This is a genomic window from Sinorhizobium sp. Y406 (assembly GCF_058732025.1).
Genome location: NZ_CM178974.1, coordinates 346449 through 365562, shown reverse-complemented (window position 1 = coordinate 365562; position 19114 = coordinate 346449). Strand labels below are relative to the sequence as shown.

The window sequence follows — 19114 nt, the reverse complement described above, 5'->3', positions numbered from 1 at the left end:
AACGAAAGATGCTTGCTCATCCAACACTGGATAAATTGAATGCCATGGGCTTGGCCGGCATGGCAAAGGCCTTCAGTGAACTCGTTGCCAACGGCGAAGCCGAACATCTCTCGCACGCCGAATGGCTCGGACTGCTGCTCGAACGGGAATGGAGCTCCCGTTACGATCGGAAGCTTGCGGCACGCCTCAGGTTTGCCAAGCTTCGCCACCAGGCGACCCCGGAAGATGTCGATTATCGCAGCGAGCGCGGCCTCGATCGCGCGCTCTTCATCAAACTGCTCGGTGGCGACTGGATCAACGCTCATGACAATCTGGCCATTTGCGGACCCGCGGGTGTCGGAAAGAGTTGGCTGGCTTGCGCCCTCGGCCACAAGGCTTGCCGAGACGATCGCTCAGTTCTCTATCAGCGTGTCCCAAGGCTGTTTGCCCAGCTTGCGCTCGCGCGTGGTGACGGCCGGTATGCCCGGCTGCAACGGACCTTGGGCCATGTTCAGCTCCTGATACTGGACGATTGGGGCCTCGAACCGCTCAACGAGCAGGCCCGTCACGACCTGCTCGAAATCCTCGAAGACCGCTATGGCCGTCGATCAACGATCATTACCAGCCAGCTTCCCGTATCCGCATGGCACGGCGTCATCGGCGACCCAACCTATGCCGATGCGATACTCGACAGACTGGTTCACAATGCCCACCGCATCGAACTGAGCGGCGATAGTCTGCGCCGAAGTCTACCGCGCAAAGCTTGACACCTCGCCTGAATGAATTGACAACAATCATCGCCTGCAGAACCCCCTAAACAGGGGGCGAGATCATCCCGGAAACCGGGGGCGCAATCATCTCGGAACAAAGGGGCGGCTTCATCGGAATCGGCAATCATTCGTTCCTCGGGCACGCGCTCGTTCTTCCGGGGAATGCGTCGGCGGCCATCCTCGGGGCGGACCTCTGTAATGGGCGGTGCAGTGAGGCGGTAATAGGCCTGCCGCACCGCTTCCTGCAGATCAGGGGCCAGCGTCTTGAACTGCCGAACCGTCATTCCGGCGGCGAAAGCGAAAGGCGCGATGTTCCGGTTCGGCCCCTTACACTTCCGCATTGCTGAGATCTGCCACATATTCAGATGCCGGATAGTGCCGACGCCCTCGACCTCAATTTCAGTCAAGCGTTGCGACATAACCGGCCCTCACTTTCCAACGGCGGGATGGAGCGCGAAGAAACCGTTCCTATGGTTGACTTCGTCGACGACATCGCGCCATGGGCCATCGACGACGTTTGCGCCCCGGCTGAGAGCACGTTCGATCGCCTCGGGATAACTCTCGCGAAGATGTTCCACCGCCGCTCGCACACTGGGGTCACTCTTGATGCGGTGATAGTTTGCGCGGATCAGCGCTTCCAAATTCTCCTCCGTCTTCGCGCGTTGGGCTCGATCCATTGCGGCCTTGAAGCCTGCCGAAAGCGTCGCGGTTCCGGCCATCGCGGCGATCTGTTGCGGAACCTTTTTGTAGGCATGAATGAGTAGCGCGCGCGGCTGTGAAGAGCGGCTGGTTTGGACCCGAGTCGCGTAGCGCTTCTTCACCGCCTCTTCGGCCGTCATCCAAGTTTCCTGCGCCATCTCCTTGCGGATCTCGGCGGTCGGGCGGCGGGTCTGCTTGACGTAGATGCTCGCAATCGATTGATTGACCGTTTCTAGCGATTCAATCGCCTTGCGGTGATCATTGGTGTCGCCGGCCGTCACGCAGGCTGAATCGTGGACCATCATAAATGCGCCGTGGGCCATGACGATGTCGTCGCCGGCCATCGCAATGACAGAGGCGATCGACGCAGCCACGCCGTCGACGATAACAGTGACTCTGCCGCGGTGCGAATTGAGCATACTGTGAATGGCGAGGCCGTCGGCGACCCAGCCGCCAGAGCTGTTTATGCGCACGGTCACATCCTTGTCGCCAATCTGCGCAAGCGCGTCGCGAACATCGATATCGCAGAATCCCGGCTCGCCGTCCGCGACGCCCTCGCCGACCGTGCCGTAGAGCCAAAGCTCGTTATTTTTCAGTATCTTACTCACGGCCTACCGCCCTTTCTAACCTGGAATTGGGAAAACCCCAGCCGGGAAAATGCTTGAAAACCGGCTGGGGCTTCGCTGACCGGCAGGAGTCGGGCCGGATACCAAAGCGCTGGCTGATCGATCGGGGGTATTCGCCCGCCGGGACGCACTGGCCCCGGCGAGCGTTCTTTTCCACCGAAGGAGACCATCACCACGCGCATTAAACTTAGTCCTCCCGCGGTGCCGGCCCGTCGACGCCGAGAACGGCGCGCGGGTCGGCGTCTTCGCGGAAATCAACGGTGCCGCCGGCATTGCTGACAAGAGCGGCCTCGATACGCTCGAGGTCGAGAATGCGGGCCTCGACTTCGAGGAGCCGTGCGGCGCGTTCCTCGGTCGACAGAGCGGCATCGTCTTCGGCAACCGCGTCGATCTCTCTCTCAACCGCCTCAATCATGCGGTCCTTGAAGAGCCACGCGGTCAGAGCGAGATGCGCGCCGGGCAAATCATGGGCCGTAAGCACCTCGTCGCCAGGAAGCGGGATACCCATGCCGAAGTTGCGAGTCTTGGCCGTCAGTTCGGGCCAAGTGACGCCGGCCTGCGGTCCGTTATCGATCATACCCAGCACCCGCGGCTTCCCTCGCTCGGCAAGCGTTTCGATTTCTCGACGGGCACGCGCCTTTGCTTCAGCCGAAGGAAAAGCTGCCGAATTGATTGCGTGCTCTTCCGCCTTCAATTCATTGATTTCATTGCTGATTCTATCGACTTCCGCGGCCAGTCGATCGACGGCAGGGAATTTGACCTTCAGGGCCAACGCCATCTTGAGGCCGCCGGCAGTGGCGATGTAGGCTTCAATTTTGCTGAGGAGGCGCTTTTGCTTGTGCCAACGATCGGCCGCCGTATCGTAGCGGTCGGCGAGTTCGCGCGCCACGCGTGCGGCATTGTCGAATTTTGCCTTTGCATCCAAGGCGCGCGGGTCATCTTGAGCAACGATCGTTGCCCGGCCGGAACGCGAAGCGACGGCCGCGTCGGTCATCTGCCGGAAATTCAGTTCCGCTTCGCCGCGAGCCTGCCACGCTTCTTGCCGTTTGACGTTCAGCCGTTCAACGGCCTCGTAAAGCGACTCGACGTGATCCCGCAAGGTCGCGAGATTCCTTTGAGCTTCAGCCGGCAGACGCTCGATCACGTCGACTGGGTCGATGAAGAAGTTCGGAGATTGCGGAGGGGAGACGACATCCACCCCCTGGTGTGTGATGTCGGTGAAGGCGGAAAAGCTGCTGGAAATCATGGGGGCGGTGCCCTTTTCTTCTCGATCAGTGTTGATCGGAGAATCGCCCGTCCTGTGGCCAATCAATAGCGGGTATCTCGCTGGCCAGAATTTGCCGTATGCGTGAGGCTCCGAGCGGCTGGTCCCTCAGTTTTAGGACGCTCCACCATTTCGCTTTAATGCCCTGGAGCGGGCATGTCGTTGCGGCTCGCGAGCGGCGCCAGTCGTGGGAGTTTCGGAACCGGCCAAGCTCGCTCGACATCCGCTCGGCGGCTTCGCGCGCCGTCATGCCGGAGAAGTGCGCAGCCGCTGCCTGGCGGATCAGATCATCCCGCCGCTGGAGTGCCGCGACGCTTCGCCAATGGCGTTCGCCCGGTCCAGGCTTTAAGCCTAACTCGGCATCGAGCGAGTCCGCGGTGCCGTCGAGCACTCGATCGACCGCAGACCGCAGCGCCGCCGCCTCGTCGCCGGGCGCTTCCGCCAGGACGAGGCTTAGGGCACGCAAGAGCGGCGGCGCGGCGGCGTTCATGGACTATTTGTCGTCCGCATTGTCCGCATCGGCTGCGGCGAATCCGAAGCCGGGAGGCAGGAGACGTTCAAGGTCGCCGAAGCCGCGAATAACAATCCCGCGGCGGCGCGCTTCGGCCGCTGCCGCTTTCAATTTGTCCTCCGCCTCGGCGCGGCATCCTATGAACCAATTCAGCACCTCGCCGGCGATTACTCTGTCTTCCTTGACCCCGCGCTTCCTCAGTTCCTCGAACAGCCAGCCGGCGATCGGGCGCAATCTCAGGTGAAAGTAGGTCGCCATCACCTGAATCGCGGCATCCTGCCAGTCGTACTCAGACTCGATGCCTTCACGATATTCGTTGCTCAATTCGATCCGTCGGCGTTGCGCTTTCAGCAGGGCAAGTTTCTCCTGCCGCAAGTCGGCATCCGCCTCGTCGGCGCTGCGCATCGCCATGAAGGCCTGCACGCACGAGACGAGAGGATATTTGCCGCGGCCGGCTTTCTCGAAGACGCCTTCGTCCGCAAGCTGGCGAACGCGCCGGTCGGTGATGTCCAAAACGATGCCGATTTCCGAAGCAGTGACAGTCAAGTCATTGATATTCATATGTTTCTCCTATGAAACGGAAACGGAAATGAGATTTTTTTGTTTATGTCTAGAGACGGTCGACACTGTCGCCCTACCCGTGTTAGCTGAGGGCTGGAAGGGACCCGCGGAAGTGGCGGCGGAACCCTCAAGGATCTTCTGGCGCTAATAAAAGCGGACGCTGTCGCCTCACCCGTGACCAAGCGCGGCCCCTGAGGACCCCTCGTCTCCTCCCCCATCATGCCGCCTCGGCCTCGTCGGTGACGTCACCCGGCTTGCCGACGATGTTCTCTTCCGCCCAACGGACGTACCGATCAAGGACCGGGCCAGCGTCCTCGCCTGTCGATCGCCTGTAGGCTTCCCTGGTCGGTGCATGAAGAACAGCCCAGCCGAGGGCGGCGCGATGCTCCTCGGTCATGCTGCATCCCTCGTAAGAGACCAATGCAAGCCCTTTCCCTGCGTACAAATCGAAGGGGAGTGTCCAGATACCCTTCCGGCCTGCGCCAGGCGCGCGAGTGATCTGGAAACCGAGGCAAAGCCCGCCTTTGAGCGGGGGAGCCCGATAGCGTCCACTACATCGCCGGTACGGGGAAGGTGTCCGATGCGGTCGCCGATCGGCCCAGGAAATGTCTCCAGGTACGCGATGATTGCCAGTTGCATTGCGGATAGCCGGTTATCAACATTCTGCTTCGGAACTCTGATAACCTCGGTCATGCCGCACCCCGCGGATCATGACTGCCGATGGACTGGCCTTCATAGCTCCGGCGGACGAGCTCGCTTTGAACCGCTTGCTGGAACTCTGCTATCTGCCGGCGAACGTCATCGGGCTTGCATCCGGCGCGCTCCAACTGTTCGGCCATGTATCGCACCTGCTGACGCCAATAGCCTTCAGCGTCTTTACCGTGCTTTCCGTCGAGCACTTCCGCACAGCGACGGATCTTGCCTATGCGCTTGGTTAAGGGGAATGCGATCAGCTTGCATGGTGGCTGCCATGCGAACAGAGGAAGATCGCCGTCACGCATCGGTCGTGCCTCCCATGGCAGTATTATATGTGTCCCTCTGGTGGGACTGTGGAATGATGAAAACCGGCTTCACGGTACCTGAGATGGGACTGTCAACCATGTTTTGCCCTCTTTCTCGCCATCGACTGTCCCTCGTATGGGACTGTGTGTCCCTCTGGTGGGACTGTGGATTTTTCAGAGGGCGGCCAGCGGGTGAAGTCTTTCGTGGGCAATTCGCCCGTGACGTTGCAGGTATACTCGGTCAACCGCCACTCGGTCGCCGCGCGGTTTTTGACGTTGAACCCGCTCCGCCGCGTCATGGCGATGAAGCCCTTCTCCTCCAGACTATCTAAGCTGCGGTTCGCCGTGTTCTTGCTGACGTGGATACCTGCGGCCAGTTCTCGACAGCCAAGGGCAATCCGGCCGTTGTTCAGTCCGTCGAATTTCCACTTGAAGAACAGGTAGGCCGCACGATCGACGGGCGTCAGCGCGTCCCAAGCCTGGGTGCGCATGATGTAGCCTTCGATCATTATGAACTTGGACCTGCCCTTGCGCTTGTTCCGGTTGCTCATCGGCCGACGTCCTTTCCCTTCTTCGGGAGAGGACCGCAACGCCGGCAAACATCACGAACGACGTCGCGAACGGTTGCCTTTGTGATGTTGTGACTTCCGCACTTCGGACACTGTGCCATCTAGCCGAACGCCCTCCGCAACATGCGGTACTTCTCAGCCATCGCGCATGCCTCCGTCGCCTCGATGGCAGACAGGCCGAAGCGTTCACGCAATGCCGGCACGATCGGCCGCGGGGGCTGCGCCTGGTCGGCAAGCCACATGGCGGCCTGCTCGACGATCGCGTTGTCGGGGTTGATGGGGCAACTCATGCGGCATCCTCAATGAAGAACGCGATGAGTTTCTTCCGGCTGGCAACGTAACGCTCGCCGACCTGCTTCACCATCGGCAGATGGCCGCTTTGGATCATGTGATAGGTTTGCTGATAGCTGCGGCCGATAAGCTTGCCGATGGCCTCGACACCCCAGATGAGATCGAGAGAATCAGACTGCATGGCACGGTCTCCGTTTGCGTGATAGTTATTTACTAGACGTCAAATATAGTGATTTGCTATCATTGCCGCAAGCCGGAAATATAGTTACTTACTATCACTCGATATCAAGGGTGGGAAAATGGCACGCGGAGACTTTCCGAGCGCGAAGCAGGATCAGTTCGTTCTGAGGTTCCCTGACGGGATGCGCGACACGATCAAAGAGGCAGCCGACCACAACGGCAGATCGATGAACGCTGAGATCATCTGGCGAATTGAGAAGTTCGAAGAAGCTGCGCAAGCTTGGGCCAACACTGACTCCGCGATGTCAAAGCTCGAAGATGACCTCAAAGATAGCCAAGCCGAGCTAGAAAGGCTTTATGATGAGCGCGGCGAACTCTTCGAAGCCATGAACAATCAAGAAAGAAGTCTGCAGAGCCTGCGGGAATCTCACCGGACATTGGCAATCATGGTCAAGTCGCTCGGAGAAGCGCTGCTAACTGATAGCCAAATATCGGATTTCGTAAGAGTTCTTGCCGCGGGTCTAGTGCAAGTCGAGATTGACGCGTCCTCGGAAGCGTCAGAACAGGTGCCGAAACAGCCCTGGGAGGGTTGATCAATGTCAGTCCGCAAACGCACCTGGACCACACCGAAGGGCGAAGAGAAATCGTCATGGGTGGTCGACTACACCGACACCGCCGGGAAGCGCCGGCTGAAGACTTTCGCGAAAAAGAAGGATGCCGACCAATTCGCCGCTACGGCGTCTGTCGAGGTCAGGGAAGGCGTTCACGTCGCCGACGGCGCCACTATCACCATTGAGGAAGCCGGCAAGCTCTGGCTTAAATCTGGCGATGCGGCCGGGCTCGAGCGCACGACGATGGATCAGCGCCGGCAACACCTAAACCTGCACATTGTCCCGCTCGCTGGCGCGGTGAAGCTGACAAAGGTTACAGCGCCGTGGCTTCGATCGTTTCAGGATGACTTGCGGGAGAAGGGCCGATCGGCCGCGATGGTGAAGCGCATCACGGTCAGCCTCGGAAGCATTCTCGCAGATGCCCAGGGCCGCGGCCTTATTGTACGCAATGCGGTGCATGAACTGTCCAAGGCCCGCTCTGGCACGAAGGCGTCAGAGAAGCGCGCCAAGGCGAAACTGAGGGTCGGACGGGACATTCCGACCAATGTCGAGATCCGGGCGATCCTTGACGCTGCCACGGGGCGTTATCGCCCTCTGCTCGTGACGATGATCTTCACCGGTATCCGGGCCAGCGAGGCGCGCGGACTCCGCTGGGAAGACGTCGACCTGAAGCAAGCAATCCTGCACGTCAGGCAGCGCGCCGACCGCTATGGCGATGTCGGGATGCCAAAGTCCGAAGCAGGGCAGCGAACCGTTCCCCTGCCCCCGATCGCCGTCAACACGCTGAAGGAATGGAAGCTGGCTTGCCCCAAGAGCGAGGCCGGGCTTGTCTTCCCGAACACGGCCGGGAACATTGAGAATCACCAGAACATGCTCAAGCGTGGTCTCTGGCCGGTCGAGATCGCCGCGGGCGTCACCATCGCCACCGACAAGGTTGATGACGAAGGCAATCCGGTCCTCGCACCGAAGTATTCGGGCTTCCATGCCCTGCGGCACTGGTACGCAAGCTGGTGCATCAACAGGAAGGCGGACGGCGGTCTGGAGCTGACGGCGAAGGCCGTACAGGGGCGCATGGGCCATAGCTCCATTCAGGTCACGTTCGACACCTACGGGCACATGTTCCCTGCGATCGACGAGGGCGCGGAAATGGCCGCTGCGGAACGCGCCCTATTCGCAATCGACGCGACATAGACGCGACATGGAGACAAAAAGCTCTTTCATTTCAATGGCGGGTGAAACACTCTGACTCCGTTAGTCCTGGTTCGAATCCAGGTTCCCCAGCCAATTCTCCCTAAAGGCCTTTAATTTCTTGATTTTCCATCGTGCCGGATATCGTTTTGGCGTCATTGGCGACCTGATGCCCAGAACTGTAGCCCAAAGGTGATGCCCACGCCGATCGAGCGCGATGGACAAGCCCTCGGGGAAAGACAGGGCACTCATCATGGCCGTGCGCCACGAGGTCAATCGAAACGAGCTGTTTCGACTTGAAATATCCCCTCCAGGAGGATAGGAGAAAGCATGACGGAACACAGACACGAAAGGCATCCGGAGATCGTCAAGCGGCTGAAGCGGGCCGAGGGACACCTGAAAAGCGTCATCGCCATGATCGAGTCGGGCAGGCCCTGCCCCGACATCGCCCAGCAGCTCCATGCAGTGGAGAAGGCGATTGCGCAGGCGAAACGGACATTGATCCAGGACCATCTCGACCACTGCCTCGAAGAGACGCTGGGCGCGCTTCCGCGCGACCAGCGCCAGTCGATCGACGAGTTCAAGTCGATTACCAAGTATCTCTAAGGGGCGTCTCGTGCTTGGCGTCCTGCGCAATCGCACGTACCGCCACCTGTTCCTGGCGCAGGTGATCGCGCTCGTCGGAACCGGTCTCGCCACCGTCGCGCTCGGGCTTCTCGCCTATGATCTTGCTGGACCCGATGCCGGAGCGGTGCTCGGCACGGCGCTCGCCATCAAAATGATCGCCTATGTCGGCGTTGCCCCTGTCGCGGCCGCCTTCGCCGAACGGCTGCCCCGGCGTGCGATGCTCGTCTACCTCGACCTTGTGCGCGCTGCGGTCGCGCTGTCGCTGCCCTTCGTGAGCGAGGTCTGGCAGGCCTATGTCCTGATCTTCATTCTGCAATCCGCGTCCGCCGGCTTTACGCCGACCTTCCAGGCGACGATTCCAGATGTCCTGCCCGACAAGGAGGAATATACCCGCGCCCTGTCGCTCTCGCGCCTCGCCTATGATCTCGAAAGCGTTGCGAGCCCCATGCTGGCGGCTGCCCTTCTGACGGTCGTCAGCTTCCACAGCCTGTTTGCCGGAACGGTCGTCGGCTTCCTCGCCTCGGCGGCCTTGGTCGTTTCGGTCGTTCTGCCGAGTCCGAAGGCGGCAGAACACCGCGGCATCTACGAGCGGACGACGCGTGGCCTGCGCATCTATCTCGCCACGCCGCGGCTGCGCGGCCTCTTCGCGCTCAACCTCGCGGTCGCAGCGGCCGGATCGATGGTCATCGTCAACACCGTGGTGCTGGTCCAGGCGCAATTCGGCCTTACTCAGCGTGAGACCGCCCTTGCGCTTGCGGCCTTTGGCGGTGGCTCGATGATCGCCGCACTTCTGCTGCCGCGTCTTCTCGATAAGACGGCTGATCGTACCGCCATGCTGGCGGGGGCGGTCGTTCTCGTCGCCGGGCTGTTCATCGGCGTCTTCGTGCCGAGCTTTGCGCTGCTGCTGCCGCTGTGGCTAACGATCGGCTTCGGCTATTCGCTGGCGCAGACGCCTACCGCCCGGCTCCTGCGTCGGTCGTCGCATCCGGAGGACAGGCCTGCGCTCTTTGCCGCACAGTTCGCGTTGTCGCATGCCTGCTGGCTGATCACCTATCCGCTGGCGGGATGGCTCGGCGCTACGATCGGCTTGCCGGCGACTTTTGCAGCGCTCGGAGCAATAGCCGTGGCCGCGGTTTTCATTGCGATGCGGCTCTGGCCGGCGCATGATCCAGACGAGGTTGAGCACGTCCACGTGACACTGGCCGATGGGCATCCGCACCTGATCGGGGCCGAACGTGTCGGCAACGGCCATCGCCATAGTCACGCCTATGTCATCGACAGCCGCCATCCCGAATGGCCATCGAGGCCATGAAATACGGATCAGCAACCTCCTCGACCATGAAATGACTGATCTCGCCGTTTACGCTGGCCTCTTTCTCGTGTCCTTTGCAGCGCCACGGTCCTGCCGATGCAATCGGAAGCGGTCCTCGCCGGCCTTCTCCTGACGGGCGACTATCCGCTTGCGGTACTGATCGGCGTGGCGAGCACTGGGAATGTGCTTGGGTCGACCGTCAATTGGCTGCTTGGCCGCGGCGTCGAGCACTTCGGCGACAGGTGCCGGTTTCCGGTAGGCCGGGGGACGCTCGATCGCGCCGGAAGGTGGTATAGACGCTATGGCCAGTGGTCGCTGCTCCTGAGCTGGATGCCGGTGATCGGCGATCCGCTCACCATTGCGGCGGGCATCATGAGGGAGCCGTTGGCGCGATTCCTGATTCTGGTCTCAATCGCCAATATCGGCCGCTATCTGGCGGTGGCGGCCAATTCCATGAACTGGGCATAGAGGCATTGCTGCAAGCGATCTTGGACATCCAGCGGGAGATCTATCTCGCCTTCGCCGAACATATCAAAACCTTCGCAAACGGCGGCGGCTGGACGGCCTTCCTCGCCTTCCTGCCCATGGGTATTGTTTTTGGCGCAGTGCATGCGATGACGCCCGGTCACAGCAAGGCCGTGCTTGCCACCTACCTGACCGGCGCTTCGGCGGGCATGCGGCGTGCGCTGATGGTCTCCCTGGCACTCTCCGCAACGCATGTGACGATGGCCGTGGCCATAGCCTTGTTCTCGCTGCCACTGGTGTCGGTGATGCTTGGGAGCGCCGGCTCGGCGCCGGTGCTCGAAGATCTGAGCCGGGGCCTGCTCGGCATGATCGGAGCCTGGATGCTGTGGAGCGCCTTCTTCCGCCCGCCACATGTTCACGGTGAAGGGGAAGGTGTCGCGGTCGGATTCATGGCCGGGCTGATCCCCTGCCCCTTGACGCTGTTCGTCATGACTTTCGCCATGTCGCGCGGCGTGCCCGTGGCCGGGATCATGTTTGCACTCGTCATGATGACGGGCGTGGCCCTCACCCTCTCCACGGTGGCACTCGCGACTGTCTTCTTCCGTACGCGGGTGGAGAAACTGCTGGCGACCCGGCACACCCTACTGGCCAAGATCTCGAAGGCTGTCGAGGCCCTCACAGGGCTGATCCTGGTGATCGTCGCAATGCGGGAGATCCTCGTTCGCTGACGAGGTTTCGCCGCCGATTGCGTCAGGATTCCTCCGGCGGCTTCAGCCGCCGGAACTGCATCAGCAACAGCAGATCGTAGACGATCTTCAATGCACCGCAGATGAGCAACGGCCATGCTCGGGACGAGGCGGCGAACAGAGCGCCCGCCAGGGCGGGGCTGGCCGCGGCGGCAAGACTGCGCGGCACCGAGGTGAAGCTTGCGGCGGCGGCCCGCTCCGCCTCTGTGACGACGGCCATCACGTAAGATGAGCGCGTCGGTACGTCCATCTGTGACAGTGCCGCCCGGACAAGCAGAAAGGCCAGTGCGAGGGGGAGTGTGGGCGAAATGGCCGCAAGTATCAAAGCGATGCTGGAGGGAACGTGCGTGAACACCATCGTGTTGATCAGGCCAATGCGTCTCGACATCCATGCGGCCACAGGAAACGAGAGAGCCGAGAGCAAGCCTGACCAGAAGAAGAAAACACCGGCCTCTGAAAGCGACAGGCCGAATCGCTCAAATAGCCAGAGAGCCAGCAGGGATTGGACGACGAAGCCGCCGGCGAAGGCGTCGAGACTGAATAGGGCCGCCAGCTTGAAAACGATGTGGCGCGACGGGCCGAGCGCGGCTGTGGCCCTCGCGTCTGGAGCCGGGCGGCGTGGGATCCGCGCGTAGAGCAAGCCGCCGAGCAGGCCCAGAAACGCGTAAAGGATGAACATGGCCCTGATGCCGCCAAGCCGTTCGAGACCAAAGGGGCCGAGAAGGTCGGGCACCGCTGCAGCGAGTCCACCTATGGCTCCGGCGAACGCGCCGACGAGGCTGTAGCGCGCGAACATGCTGGTTCGCTCACGCTCCGTCATTTCGCGCGTGAGCACGGCGTGCTCCAATGGCACGAACACGCTGACGCTGCCGGCCGACGGATTGATCGTGCCGGCAAACGCTATGACCAGAAGCAGCGCGTAGTCGTGGACAATGGCAAAGGCCACACCCGTCGCGATCATCAAGCTCGCGCCAGCCAGCAGAAGCTGGCGGTGATCGTGCCGGGCTCCGAGGAAGCCGACACATATCGTCAGCAGCGCGGAACCGAGGAGCGACGCGGTGGCGATGACACCGACTTCGAGCGGAGTAAATCCGAGGGTGAGTAGGTAGATCGGCAGCAGCACGGCGACGAAGCCGTCGCCGATGTCGCGCAGGGCGCGCGCCGCGAAAAGGAACATCGCCGGATGAATCCGCAGCACCGATCTGGTCTCTCGATCGTTGGTCGCTCGCTTCGGCCTTATGGCTCTAGCGGCTTACGAAAAGTCGAATTGAGATATGATGCCGAAATAGAGTCTTGGTTGCCAATGGCCCTCCTGCTTCAACCTTCCGGGCCAACCAAGTCGCCGCTCTAGGCGGATTATCGACGTCTTCCACGGTGATCAGGTCTCTGCGTTTCCTTCGAGCCGAGCGGCTTGACAGCGCCGGCCAAAGAGCGGAAAACACGGCGCATGGGGTTGCGATCACCCCACGAGGCGACAGCCGAAGTATCGCGTCCAATCAACCGCTCACACGGGAGGACGCGTCATGTCGTCACTTCTTGAAATTTCCCCCGAGAAACTTGTCCGCCTTGTCGGCACACCCAAGTGCCCCGCACTTATCGATGTCCGGATCGACGAGGATTTCGACGCCGATCCGCGTTTGGTGCCAGGCTCGATGCGGCGCGATTATCGCAACGTACAGGAGTGGGTTGCGGAGCTCGATCGCGACGCAGCGGTGGTCATCTGCCATCGCGGCAAGAAGCTCAGCTACGGTGTCGCCGCCTGGCTTCGCCACTATGGCATTGCCGCCGACGTGCTCGAAGGCGGCTTCGAAGGCTGGGCTGAGGGGGGCTATCCAGCCGTACCCGCTTCTGCAATACCGAAGCGGGATGCGAGCGGACACACGGTATGGGTGACAAGGGCGCGACCGAAGATCGACCGCATCGCCTGTCCATGGCTCATTCGCCGCTTCGTCGATCCGCAGGCAGTGTTCCTGTACGTGTCGCCGTCGGAGGTCGAGGTGGTGGGCGAGCGCTTCGGCGCGACGCCCTTTGACATAGATGCCCCGATCCGCTGGAGCCACGAGGGCGAGCTTTGCACCTTCGACGTCATGGTCGAGGAATTCGGTCTTTCGACCGAACCGCTGCAGCGGCTCGCCACGATCGTGCGCGGCGCGGACACCGCCCGCCTCGATCTCGCCCCAGAAGCGCCCGGTCTTTTGGCGGCATCACTCGGCCTGTCGCGTATGTATGCCGACGATCTTGAGCAACTGGAGGCCGGGATGCTGCTCTATGACGCCTTTTACCGCTGGTGCCGGGACGCTACCAACGAGACGCATAACTGGCCATCGCCGAAAAAGGATTCGTGAATGACCGAGACTGCAAACAGGGCCGCGCCGGGCACGGCGCGGCAGGAATACGCTCACGGGATTTCCTTCGGCGAGGCCGTACGGGTCTGGGCAAGAATTGCGGCCTTGAGTTTCGGCGGACCGGCCGGCCAAATTGCGGTGATGCACCGCATCCTTGTCGACGAAAAGCGCTGGATCGGCGAGCACCGTTTTCTGCATGCCTTGAACTACTGCATGCTGCTACCGGGACCCGAGGCGCAGCAGCTTGCCGTCTATATCGGCTGGCTCCTGCACCGCACCGCCGGCGGCCTCGTCGCCGGCACGCTGTTCGTGCTACCGGGGTTCCTCGCCATTCTCGGCCTGAGCTACATCTACGCCGCCTTCGGCAATGTCACCGTCGTCGAAGGGCTGTTCTTCGGCCTGAAGGCGGCGGTGCTCGCCGTCGTCGTTCATGCCGTCTTCCGGATCGGTGGCAGGGCGCTCAAGAACCGGCTGATGATCGGCATCGCGGCGGCCGCCTTCGTCGCCATTTTCTTCTTCCGCGTCCCCTTCCCGCTGATCATCTTGGCCGCGGGTGTATTCGGCTATGTCGGCGGCCGGTCTGGTTCGCCGCTCTTCCGGATTGGCGGCGGCCACAAGGCAGGGTCCAGTCCGGTCCTGAAGGACGAAGATTCGCTGCTCGGAGAGGAAATTCCGGCCCATGCCCGTCCGAACCTTTCCTGGTCCCTTCGCGTTTCGGCGGTGTTCTTCGCACTCTGGCTCGTTCCCTTGATGCTGCTTACAGCCTTCCTCGGCGTGGACGATGTCTTCACGAAGATCGGGCTGTTCTTCAGCCAGATGGCCGTCGTCACCTTTGGCGGAGCTTATGCCGTGCTCGCCTATGTCGCCCAGGAGGCGGTTCAGCATTACGGCTGGCTGGAGCCCGGCGAGATGCTCGACGGTCTCGGCATGGCCGAGACGACGCCTGGCCCGTTGATCATGGTGGTCCAGTTCGTCGGTTTCATGGGAGCCTACCGTGATCCGGGCTCGCTGAACCCGATGACGGGGGCGACGCTTGCGGCGATCCTGACGACCTGGGTGACCTTCGTTCCCTGCTTCCTTTGGATTTTCCTCGGAGCGCCCTTCATTGAGCGCCTTCGCAACAACGTGGCGCTGACCGGCGCAATGTCGGCAATTACCGCTGCTGTCGTCGGCGTAATCCTCAATCTTGCCGTCTGGTTCGGCCTGCACACGCTGTTTGCAGAGGTGGTGGCTTGGAGGCTCGGATGGCTTGCGCTCGACGTCCCCGATCCATCCTCACTGGTGTTGCCATCACTCGTGCTGACGGCGGCGGCCGCGGTCGCGATCTTCCGCTTCCGAGCTTCTATCATCGCGACGTTGCTTGCCTGCGCCGTCGCCGGACTCGTTTGGACTGTGATTTAGGTTGATGCCTCCCACCATTTGACGCTTGACGTTGCCGGGCTCACTCACGGCTCGATCAGCCCCCGTGCGTTCCTACCGTTCTTCTTCATCATTTGTTGCGGAGTGCTCGCCCGCGAAGAAGCTATCTCGAGCGCAAATGCGGTGACACCTACCGCGCCAGCGAGACCCGCGTCCACACTTAGCTGTAGAGCAGACATGACTGGTTCTGGCCGCAAAGGGAAAGCTCGGAGCCGGCGACTGTTACGGAGCCCCTCGACCTCCTCGCCGAGCTGTGGGGTTTCGCATCTCCGGCGCTGATACCCGGCCGCCGCCCAGGGGCGCCAACAGCGCGATTTGCGTGTGTGGGCACGCGGCGACATCAATGCCGTATAGCCGCCCGTCCACTATTTCGCAGTGACGGTGCCTTTCATCGACGGGTGAATCACACATTTGAAGTCATGCCTACCAGCGGTGACGATCCGCACGGTGGCATTCTTGCCGCTGGCAAGCCGCCCGGTGTCGAAGGAGCCGTCCAGCGCCGTGGCGGTATGGCGTCTGGAATCGCCGTTGGTGAAGGTGATCGTGTCGCCGGCGGCGACATTCAGCTTGGCCGGATTGAATTTCATGCCCTTGATTTGGACGGCGTGACCGGCAGCATAGGCGGGCAAGGCAAGGGCAAAGATGGCAACTGTCAGGGCAATGCGCATGTGAGATTCCTCCTCCGGTTCCCATGCCACGTGGCAGCGGCGCTCTGCGGCGAGGGCGATTACTACCACTGACGCTTCAGATGGATGATTTATTCCCGACCTGCTGCTGTGAACCGAGAACCGAGGCCGCGCAAATTGGCGCGCTGGCGCCGCCCCTCACTCCGCCGAATTGAACCGCAGCGTAAACACCACCCCCGCGATCTCGTCGGCCACTTCCTGCGAGAACTCGAGCGGCATGCAACCCTCCAAGGCCGCGGTCGCGGCCGCGACGAAGGTCTTGCGTTGCGCCTCGTCGCCGGTCACGCGGACCGCGGTCGGCTGGGGCGGGCCCATGAGGCTGCCATCGGCGCGGAAGGCGAATTTGAGGGTGACGAAGGAGTCCTTGATGCCAGCGGGCGGGGTCCAGCATCTGCCGAGGGCATCGCTGACCTCGCCAACGGTGCGGAGCGGCTCCGCGAACAAAGGTCCCGCTTGTGAGAGGAGAAGCGCGCCGGACATGGCGCAGGCGACAAGCAATTTCATCTATCGATCGGCCCCGATTTCACTGCACCCGAGATTGCGACGGACTGCCCCCGGAGGCAATCCGCCGCGCCTCATACGCAGCTACAGCAGTCCCCGCTTTGCAAGATTGCGCATCAGCGCCGCCATGCCGAAGGTCCAGGGCGGGCAGTCGGTCGACAGCCGCACGCTGTTGACGAGGCTGCCGAGCGCCGGGCTCGAGATCGTCACCACGTCGCCGATCTGATGGGTGAAGCCCTGGCCGGGCTCGCCGCGGTCCTCGACCGGGGCGAAGAGCGTTCCCATGAAGAGCATCAGCCCGTCCGGATACTGGTGATGCGGGCCAATCGTCTGGGCGACGAGATCGAGCGGATCGCGGCTGATCTCGCGCATGGTGCTCGTGCCCTCGAGCCGGAAGCCATCCGGGCCTTCGATCAGGAGGTCGAGATCGGCCTTGCGCACGTCGTCGATCGAATAGGTCTCGTCGAAGAGGCGGATGAAGGGACCGATGGCGCAGGAGGCATTGTTGTCCTTCGCCTTTCCGAGGAGCAGGGCCGAGCGGCCCTCGACGTCGCGCAGGTTCACGTCGTTTCCTAGCGTCGCGCCCTTGACGCGGCCGTCGGCGGAGACCGCGAGCACGACCTCCGGCTCCGGATTGTTCCAGCGCGAGATCGGATGGAGCCCGACGGCAGCCCCGTAGCCGACTGCCGAGAGCGGCTGCGCCTTGGTGAAGACCTCCGCGTCCGGGCCGATGCCGACTTCCAGATATTGCGACCAGACGCCCTCCTCGATCAGCGCCTGCTTGACGCCCGCGGCTTCGGCAGAGCCGGCCTTGAGGTTGCGGAGGCTGTCGCCGATGATCGCCGCCATCCGCTGGCGGATCGCCTCGGCGCGCCCCGCGTCGCCAGCGGCACGTTCCTCGATGACGCGCTCGATCATCGAGCGGGCGAAGGTGACACCGCAGGCCTTGATGGCCTGCAGGTCCGATGGGGCAAGCAGGTGGATCTCGCCCGCCCCCCGCTCCGCCCCGGCCATGGCATCGGCAAGGGAAGCGAGGGCTTCGCCCGGCGCCGAACGGACGTGCGCCACGGGATCGTCGAGATCGAGAAGGTCGCGCATCGTCGGCACGGCACTGGAAGTGATGTCGATCAACACGCCGTTGCGGACGACCACAAGGCTTGGGCCGACATCCGGGCGCCAGACGCGGCCGACAAAGACGCCGGTTTCATAAGCCATCGTCATTCTCCGTCTCCCCTTGCATTTGAAAGCGGTTTTCGCAGCGGAACCGCCTGACTGTAGAGCACCTTCGATCGGCAACCGCCTGTTGCAGGCGACGCAAGTCGGAACCCTGCAATAGCTGAAACGTTTACCATTCGGCCGCCCGTCCTTGGCGGCCGCAATAGTACCTGATGGTCGAGTGCCCTGCGTCAGCCAACGCTGAAATGGCTGCCAATACTGCCGCCGACAGGGCATCGGTAGAAAGGATGAGTGCCATGACCCGAGAGGAACAATCAAGAGCCAGATCGCCGGAAGAGCGGGAGATCCAGCCTTCACAACCGCTCGCCGAACGCGAAACGGGCATCACTCGCGGCACCTGGCTGCTCTTGTCCGCGCTGCTCGTCGGAATCGTGATTGCGCTCTTTGCCTGGCTACCCGCGGAACTGACGAGAGGCGTCGAGGACGTTCCGGAAACCACCTCATCCACGACCGTCGAGCCGGCGCAGCCGGCCACCCTTACCCCTCCGGGCGATGAAGCGGCACCGGAGTCGCCGGAAACGGCACCGACGGCCCAATGATGCAGCTGGGCTTCGCGTCCGCGGGACGGTGTCTCGCGCTTCTCCGGTCGCAGAAGCGGCGGAAGTGCGCCGCCGCCCCGGGCGAGGGTGGCGCGGTTCGATGAACGAGATCGTCACCGATATCTTTTCCGCGACCCATACGCCCTATCAGGTCGTCCTCGCGCGCCTCAGCGGCGCTATCCTGCTCGGAGCGCTGATCGGCGTCGAACGGGAAAGGCGGCAGCGCCCGGCCGGTCTGAGGACACACATTCTCGTAAGCCTGGCATCCGCTGTGTTCGCGATCCTGGCGATCGAGAGCGTCCACATGGCGAGCCTCTCCGGGCCCGAGGTCCGCATCGATCCGATCCGAGTCCTCGAGGCTGTGACGGCGGGCGTCGCATTTCTCGCCGCCGGCATGATCGTTTTTTCCAGGGGCGAAGTCAGGGGCCTGACCACCGGTGCCGGCATGTGGCTTGCCGGCGCCGTGGGACTGGCGATCGGCTTCGGCTTCTGGTGGATCGCGGCCTTCGCCGCCTTTGCGAGCCTGGTCGTGCTCCTGGTTCTCGGCCGGCTCGAGGTCGCCCTGGACTGGAAGTCGCCGGACGAGTTCGCCGGAACCGCGGACGGGCAACGGGGGGACGCGGAGACCCCGGCGAGCGACGACGAGAGAAAATGAGCCCGTCTCTTGGGCGTCAGGCTCTTGGATGTCGGGCGAGTTCACTTGTCCCAAGGACGACAGCAGAATTTGCCGGGACTCGCGCGCCGATGGGCCGTGCGCCCGCATTGACGATCGGCTGCCTATGGCGATGACCGTGCAGCATCGCAATCGCGCGCACCGCGTCCTCCGGCTTCGCAAAGGTTTTACCGTCCAGTGGCCAGACGCTGTACTTGACGGCGATAAAACGAAACTGGTCGCTCGCCGGCACCAACGCGGCGACAGCCTCGCCGGCGAATTCGATCGTGTGTTTGCGCATTCCTTGAGATCCTCCCTGCGCCTCGAAAGGCGTAC

At 62.3% G+C, this 19114-nt stretch carries 24 protein-coding genes and 1 pseudogene; 11 read left to right on the top strand and 14 right to left on the bottom strand.

Translation table 11 applies throughout. The features are described 5' to 3' along the window. Positions 1 to 8: 8 nt before the first annotated feature. A complete protein-coding gene (gene istB / locus AC4P1R_RS01730; protein ID WP_069456399.1) occupies positions 9 to 746 on the top strand; it encodes an IS21-like element helper ATPase IstB in 738 nt (245 codons plus the stop codon). A gap of 431 nt (positions 747 to 1177) precedes the next feature. Here istB and AC4P1R_RS01725 read toward each other — a convergent pair whose 3' ends face one another. The 9 genes from AC4P1R_RS01725 to AC4P1R_RS01685 form a co-directional block, all read right to left on the bottom strand. After that, on the bottom strand, positions 1178 to 2056 hold the full coding sequence (locus AC4P1R_RS01725; protein ID WP_492177346.1) for a head maturation protease, ClpP-related: 879 nt from the start codon (positions 2054 to 2056) through the stop codon (positions 1178 to 1180). Between the two features lie 205 nt (positions 2057 to 2261). Further along, positions 2262 to 3320 (bottom strand): hypothetical protein, encoded by a 1059-nt coding sequence (locus tag AC4P1R_RS01720; RefSeq protein WP_492177345.1) that lies wholly within the window; start codon positions 3318 to 3320, stop codon positions 2262 to 2264. Positions 3321 to 3345: 25 nt separating this feature from the next. Continuing rightward, positions 3346 to 3828, bottom strand: a complete 483-nt coding sequence (locus AC4P1R_RS01715) for a hypothetical protein (protein WP_492177344.1) — start codon at positions 3826 to 3828, stop codon at positions 3346 to 3348. Between the two features lie 3 nt (positions 3829 to 3831). Next, positions 3832 to 4410, bottom strand: coding sequence for a hypothetical protein (locus tag AC4P1R_RS01710; protein WP_492177343.1), 579 nt, complete (start codon positions 4408 to 4410; stop codon positions 3832 to 3834). Between the two features lie 217 nt (positions 4411 to 4627). Then, a complete protein-coding gene (locus AC4P1R_RS01705) occupies positions 4628 to 4807 on the bottom strand; it encodes a hypothetical protein (protein ID WP_492177342.1) in 180 nt (59 codons plus the stop codon). A gap of 292 nt (positions 4808 to 5099) precedes the next feature. Next, positions 5100 to 5411 (bottom strand): DUF6074 family protein, encoded by a 312-nt coding sequence (locus AC4P1R_RS01700; RefSeq protein ID WP_492177340.1) that lies wholly within the window; start codon positions 5409 to 5411, stop codon positions 5100 to 5102. Between the two features lie 92 nt (positions 5412 to 5503). Continuing rightward, on the bottom strand, positions 5504 to 5962 hold the full coding sequence (locus tag AC4P1R_RS01695) for a GntR family transcriptional regulator (RefSeq protein WP_492177339.1): 459 nt from the start codon (positions 5960 to 5962) through the stop codon (positions 5504 to 5506). A gap of 119 nt (positions 5963 to 6081) precedes the next feature. Next, positions 6082 to 6270, bottom strand: a complete 189-nt coding sequence (locus AC4P1R_RS01690; protein WP_492177337.1) for a hypothetical protein — start codon at positions 6268 to 6270, stop codon at positions 6082 to 6084. Next, positions 6267 to 6452 carry a hypothetical protein gene (locus tag AC4P1R_RS01685; protein WP_492177336.1) on the bottom strand — a complete coding sequence of 62 codons (186 nt, stop codon included), beginning with the start codon at positions 6450 to 6452 and terminating at the stop codon, positions 6267 to 6269. The genes AC4P1R_RS01690 and AC4P1R_RS01685 overlap by 4 nt, the downstream gene beginning before the upstream one ends. A 118-nt stretch (positions 6453 to 6570) precedes the next feature. On the opposite strand from AC4P1R_RS01685, the gene AC4P1R_RS01680 reads away from it, so the two are divergent. From AC4P1R_RS01680 to AC4P1R_RS01655, 6 genes and pseudogenes are all read left to right on the top strand, one after another. Next, positions 6571 to 7044 (top strand): Arc family DNA-binding protein, encoded by a 474-nt coding sequence (locus AC4P1R_RS01680; protein ID WP_492177335.1) that lies wholly within the window; start codon positions 6571 to 6573, stop codon positions 7042 to 7044. A 3-nt stretch (positions 7045 to 7047) separates the two neighbouring features. Beyond that, complete coding sequence (locus tag AC4P1R_RS01675; RefSeq protein ID WP_492177334.1) at positions 7048 to 8253, top strand: tyrosine-type recombinase/integrase; 1206 nt, start codon at positions 7048 to 7050, stop codon at positions 8251 to 8253. Positions 8254 to 8580: 327 nt separating this feature from the next. After that, positions 8581 to 8856 (top strand): metal-sensing transcriptional repressor, encoded by a 276-nt coding sequence (locus AC4P1R_RS01670; protein WP_069459414.1) that lies wholly within the window; start codon positions 8581 to 8583, stop codon positions 8854 to 8856. A 10-nt stretch (positions 8857 to 8866) separates the two neighbouring features. Beyond that, positions 8867 to 10189, top strand: a complete 1323-nt coding sequence (locus AC4P1R_RS01665) for an MFS transporter (RefSeq protein WP_492177333.1) — start codon at positions 8867 to 8869, stop codon at positions 10187 to 10189. A gap of 31 nt (positions 10190 to 10220) precedes the next feature. Further along, a pseudogene (locus tag AC4P1R_RS01660) lies at positions 10221 to 10657 on the top strand (YqaA family protein). Positions 10658 to 10662: 5 nt separating this feature from the next. Next, positions 10663 to 11382, top strand: coding sequence for a nickel/cobalt transporter (locus AC4P1R_RS01655; RefSeq protein ID WP_069459416.1), 720 nt, complete (start codon positions 10663 to 10665; stop codon positions 11380 to 11382). A gap of 22 nt (positions 11383 to 11404) precedes the next feature. Here AC4P1R_RS01655 and AC4P1R_RS01650 read toward each other — a convergent pair whose 3' ends face one another. After that, positions 11405 to 12577: an MFS transporter gene (locus AC4P1R_RS01650; protein ID WP_192803732.1), complete on the bottom strand. Its 1173-nt coding sequence runs from the start codon at positions 12575 to 12577 to the stop codon at positions 11405 to 11407. A 346-nt stretch (positions 12578 to 12923) separates the two neighbouring features. Here AC4P1R_RS01650 and AC4P1R_RS01645 point away from each other — a divergent pair, with 346 nt between their 5' ends. After that, a complete protein-coding gene (locus AC4P1R_RS01645; protein WP_151610859.1) occupies positions 12924 to 13745 on the top strand; it encodes a chromate resistance protein ChrB domain-containing protein in 822 nt (273 codons plus the stop codon). Continuing rightward, a complete protein-coding gene (gene chrA / locus AC4P1R_RS01640; RefSeq protein ID WP_151610858.1) occupies positions 13746 to 15146 on the top strand; it encodes a chromate efflux transporter in 1401 nt (466 codons plus the stop codon). It abuts the gene before it with no gap. Positions 15147 to 15529: 383 nt separating this feature from the next. Here chrA and AC4P1R_RS01635 read toward each other — a convergent pair whose 3' ends face one another. From AC4P1R_RS01635 to AC4P1R_RS01625, 3 genes are all read right to left on the bottom strand, one after another. Further along, on the bottom strand, positions 15530 to 15832 hold the full coding sequence (locus AC4P1R_RS01635; protein WP_151610857.1) for a cupredoxin domain-containing protein: 303 nt from the start codon (positions 15830 to 15832) through the stop codon (positions 15530 to 15532). A 156-nt stretch (positions 15833 to 15988) separates the two neighbouring features. After that, on the bottom strand, positions 15989 to 16354 hold the full coding sequence (locus tag AC4P1R_RS01630; protein ID WP_069459420.1) for a UCP034077 family protein: 366 nt from the start codon (positions 16352 to 16354) through the stop codon (positions 15989 to 15991). Between the two features lie 81 nt (positions 16355 to 16435). Then, positions 16436 to 17572: a fumarylacetoacetate hydrolase family protein gene (locus AC4P1R_RS01625; RefSeq protein ID WP_069459421.1), complete on the bottom strand. Its 1137-nt coding sequence runs from the start codon at positions 17570 to 17572 to the stop codon at positions 16436 to 16438. Between the two features lie 251 nt (positions 17573 to 17823). Here AC4P1R_RS01625 and AC4P1R_RS01620 point away from each other — a divergent pair, with 251 nt between their 5' ends. Both AC4P1R_RS01620 and AC4P1R_RS01615 read left to right on the top strand, forming a co-directional pair. Continuing rightward, positions 17824 to 18126 carry a hypothetical protein gene (locus AC4P1R_RS01620; RefSeq protein WP_151610856.1) on the top strand — a complete coding sequence of 101 codons (303 nt, stop codon included), beginning with the start codon at positions 17824 to 17826 and terminating at the stop codon, positions 18124 to 18126. Between the two features lie 100 nt (positions 18127 to 18226). After that, positions 18227 to 18781 (top strand): MgtC/SapB family protein, encoded by a 555-nt coding sequence (locus AC4P1R_RS01615; RefSeq protein WP_492177332.1) that lies wholly within the window; start codon positions 18227 to 18229, stop codon positions 18779 to 18781. Positions 18782 to 18797: 16 nt separating this feature from the next. Here AC4P1R_RS01615 and AC4P1R_RS01610 read toward each other — a convergent pair whose 3' ends face one another. Then, positions 18798 to 19079 carry a hypothetical protein gene (locus tag AC4P1R_RS01610; protein WP_069459424.1) on the bottom strand — a complete coding sequence of 94 codons (282 nt, stop codon included), beginning with the start codon at positions 19077 to 19079 and terminating at the stop codon, positions 18798 to 18800. Positions 19080 to 19114: the final 35 nt, after the last annotated feature.

What these genes read in the sequence shown, in the direction of transcription:
- AC4P1R_RS01675 (WP_492177334.1), top strand. Translation starts at nt 7,048, where the DNA reads ATGTCAGTCCGCAAACGCACCTGGACCACACCGAAGGGCGAAGAGAAA.
- AC4P1R_RS01710 (WP_492177343.1), bottom strand. Translation starts at nt 4,410, where the DNA reads ATGAATATCAATGACTTGACTGTCACTGCTTCGGAAATCGGCATCGTT.
- AC4P1R_RS01645 (WP_151610859.1), top strand. Translation starts at nt 12,924, where the DNA reads ATGTCGTCACTTCTTGAAATTTCCCCCGAGAAACTTGTCCGCCTTGTC.
- AC4P1R_RS01610 (WP_069459424.1), bottom strand. Translation starts at nt 19,079, where the DNA reads ATGCGCAAACACACGATCGAATTCGCCGGCGAGGCTGTCGCCGCGTTG.
- AC4P1R_RS01695 (WP_492177339.1), bottom strand. Translation starts at nt 5,962, where the DNA reads ATGAGCAACCGGAACAAGCGCAAGGGCAGGTCCAAGTTCATAATGATC.
- AC4P1R_RS01620 (WP_151610856.1), top strand. Translation starts at nt 17,824, where the DNA reads ATGACCCGAGAGGAACAATCAAGAGCCAGATCGCCGGAAGAGCGGGAG.
- AC4P1R_RS01705 (WP_492177342.1), bottom strand. Translation starts at nt 4,807, where the DNA reads ATGACCGAGGAGCATCGCGCCGCCCTCGGCTGGGCTGTTCTTCATGCA.
- chrA (WP_151610858.1), top strand. Translation starts at nt 13,746, where the DNA reads ATGACCGAGACTGCAAACAGGGCCGCGCCGGGCACGGCGCGGCAGGAA.
- istB (WP_069456399.1), top strand. Translation starts at nt 9, where the DNA reads ATGCTTGCTCATCCAACACTGGATAAATTGAATGCCATGGGCTTGGCC.
- AC4P1R_RS01700 (WP_492177340.1), bottom strand. Translation starts at nt 5,411, where the DNA reads ATGCGTGACGGCGATCTTCCTCTGTTCGCATGGCAGCCACCATGCAAG.
- AC4P1R_RS01680 (WP_492177335.1), top strand. Translation starts at nt 6,571, where the DNA reads ATGGCACGCGGAGACTTTCCGAGCGCGAAGCAGGATCAGTTCGTTCTG.
- AC4P1R_RS01625 (WP_069459421.1), bottom strand. Translation starts at nt 17,572, where the DNA reads ATGACGATGGCTTATGAAACCGGCGTCTTTGTCGGCCGCGTCTGGCGC.
- AC4P1R_RS01615 (WP_492177332.1), top strand. Translation starts at nt 18,227, where the DNA reads ATGAACGAGATCGTCACCGATATCTTTTCCGCGACCCATACGCCCTAT.
- AC4P1R_RS01650 (WP_192803732.1), bottom strand. Translation starts at nt 12,577, where the DNA reads ATGTTCCTTTTCGCGGCGCGCGCCCTGCGCGACATCGGCGACGGCTTC.
- AC4P1R_RS01635 (WP_151610857.1), bottom strand. Translation starts at nt 15,832, where the DNA reads ATGCGCATTGCCCTGACAGTTGCCATCTTTGCCCTTGCCTTGCCCGCC.
- AC4P1R_RS01685 (WP_492177336.1), bottom strand. Translation starts at nt 6,452, where the DNA reads ATGCAGTCTGATTCTCTCGATCTCATCTGGGGTGTCGAGGCCATCGGC.
- AC4P1R_RS01690 (WP_492177337.1), bottom strand. Translation starts at nt 6,270, where the DNA reads ATGAGTTGCCCCATCAACCCCGACAACGCGATCGTCGAGCAGGCCGCC.
- AC4P1R_RS01630 (WP_069459420.1), bottom strand. Translation starts at nt 16,354, where the DNA reads ATGAAATTGCTTGTCGCCTGCGCCATGTCCGGCGCGCTTCTCCTCTCA.
- AC4P1R_RS01720 (WP_492177345.1), bottom strand. Translation starts at nt 3,320, where the DNA reads ATGATTTCCAGCAGCTTTTCCGCCTTCACCGACATCACACACCAGGGG.
- AC4P1R_RS01715 (WP_492177344.1), bottom strand. Translation starts at nt 3,828, where the DNA reads ATGAACGCCGCCGCGCCGCCGCTCTTGCGTGCCCTAAGCCTCGTCCTG.
- AC4P1R_RS01670 (WP_069459414.1), top strand. Translation starts at nt 8,581, where the DNA reads ATGACGGAACACAGACACGAAAGGCATCCGGAGATCGTCAAGCGGCTG.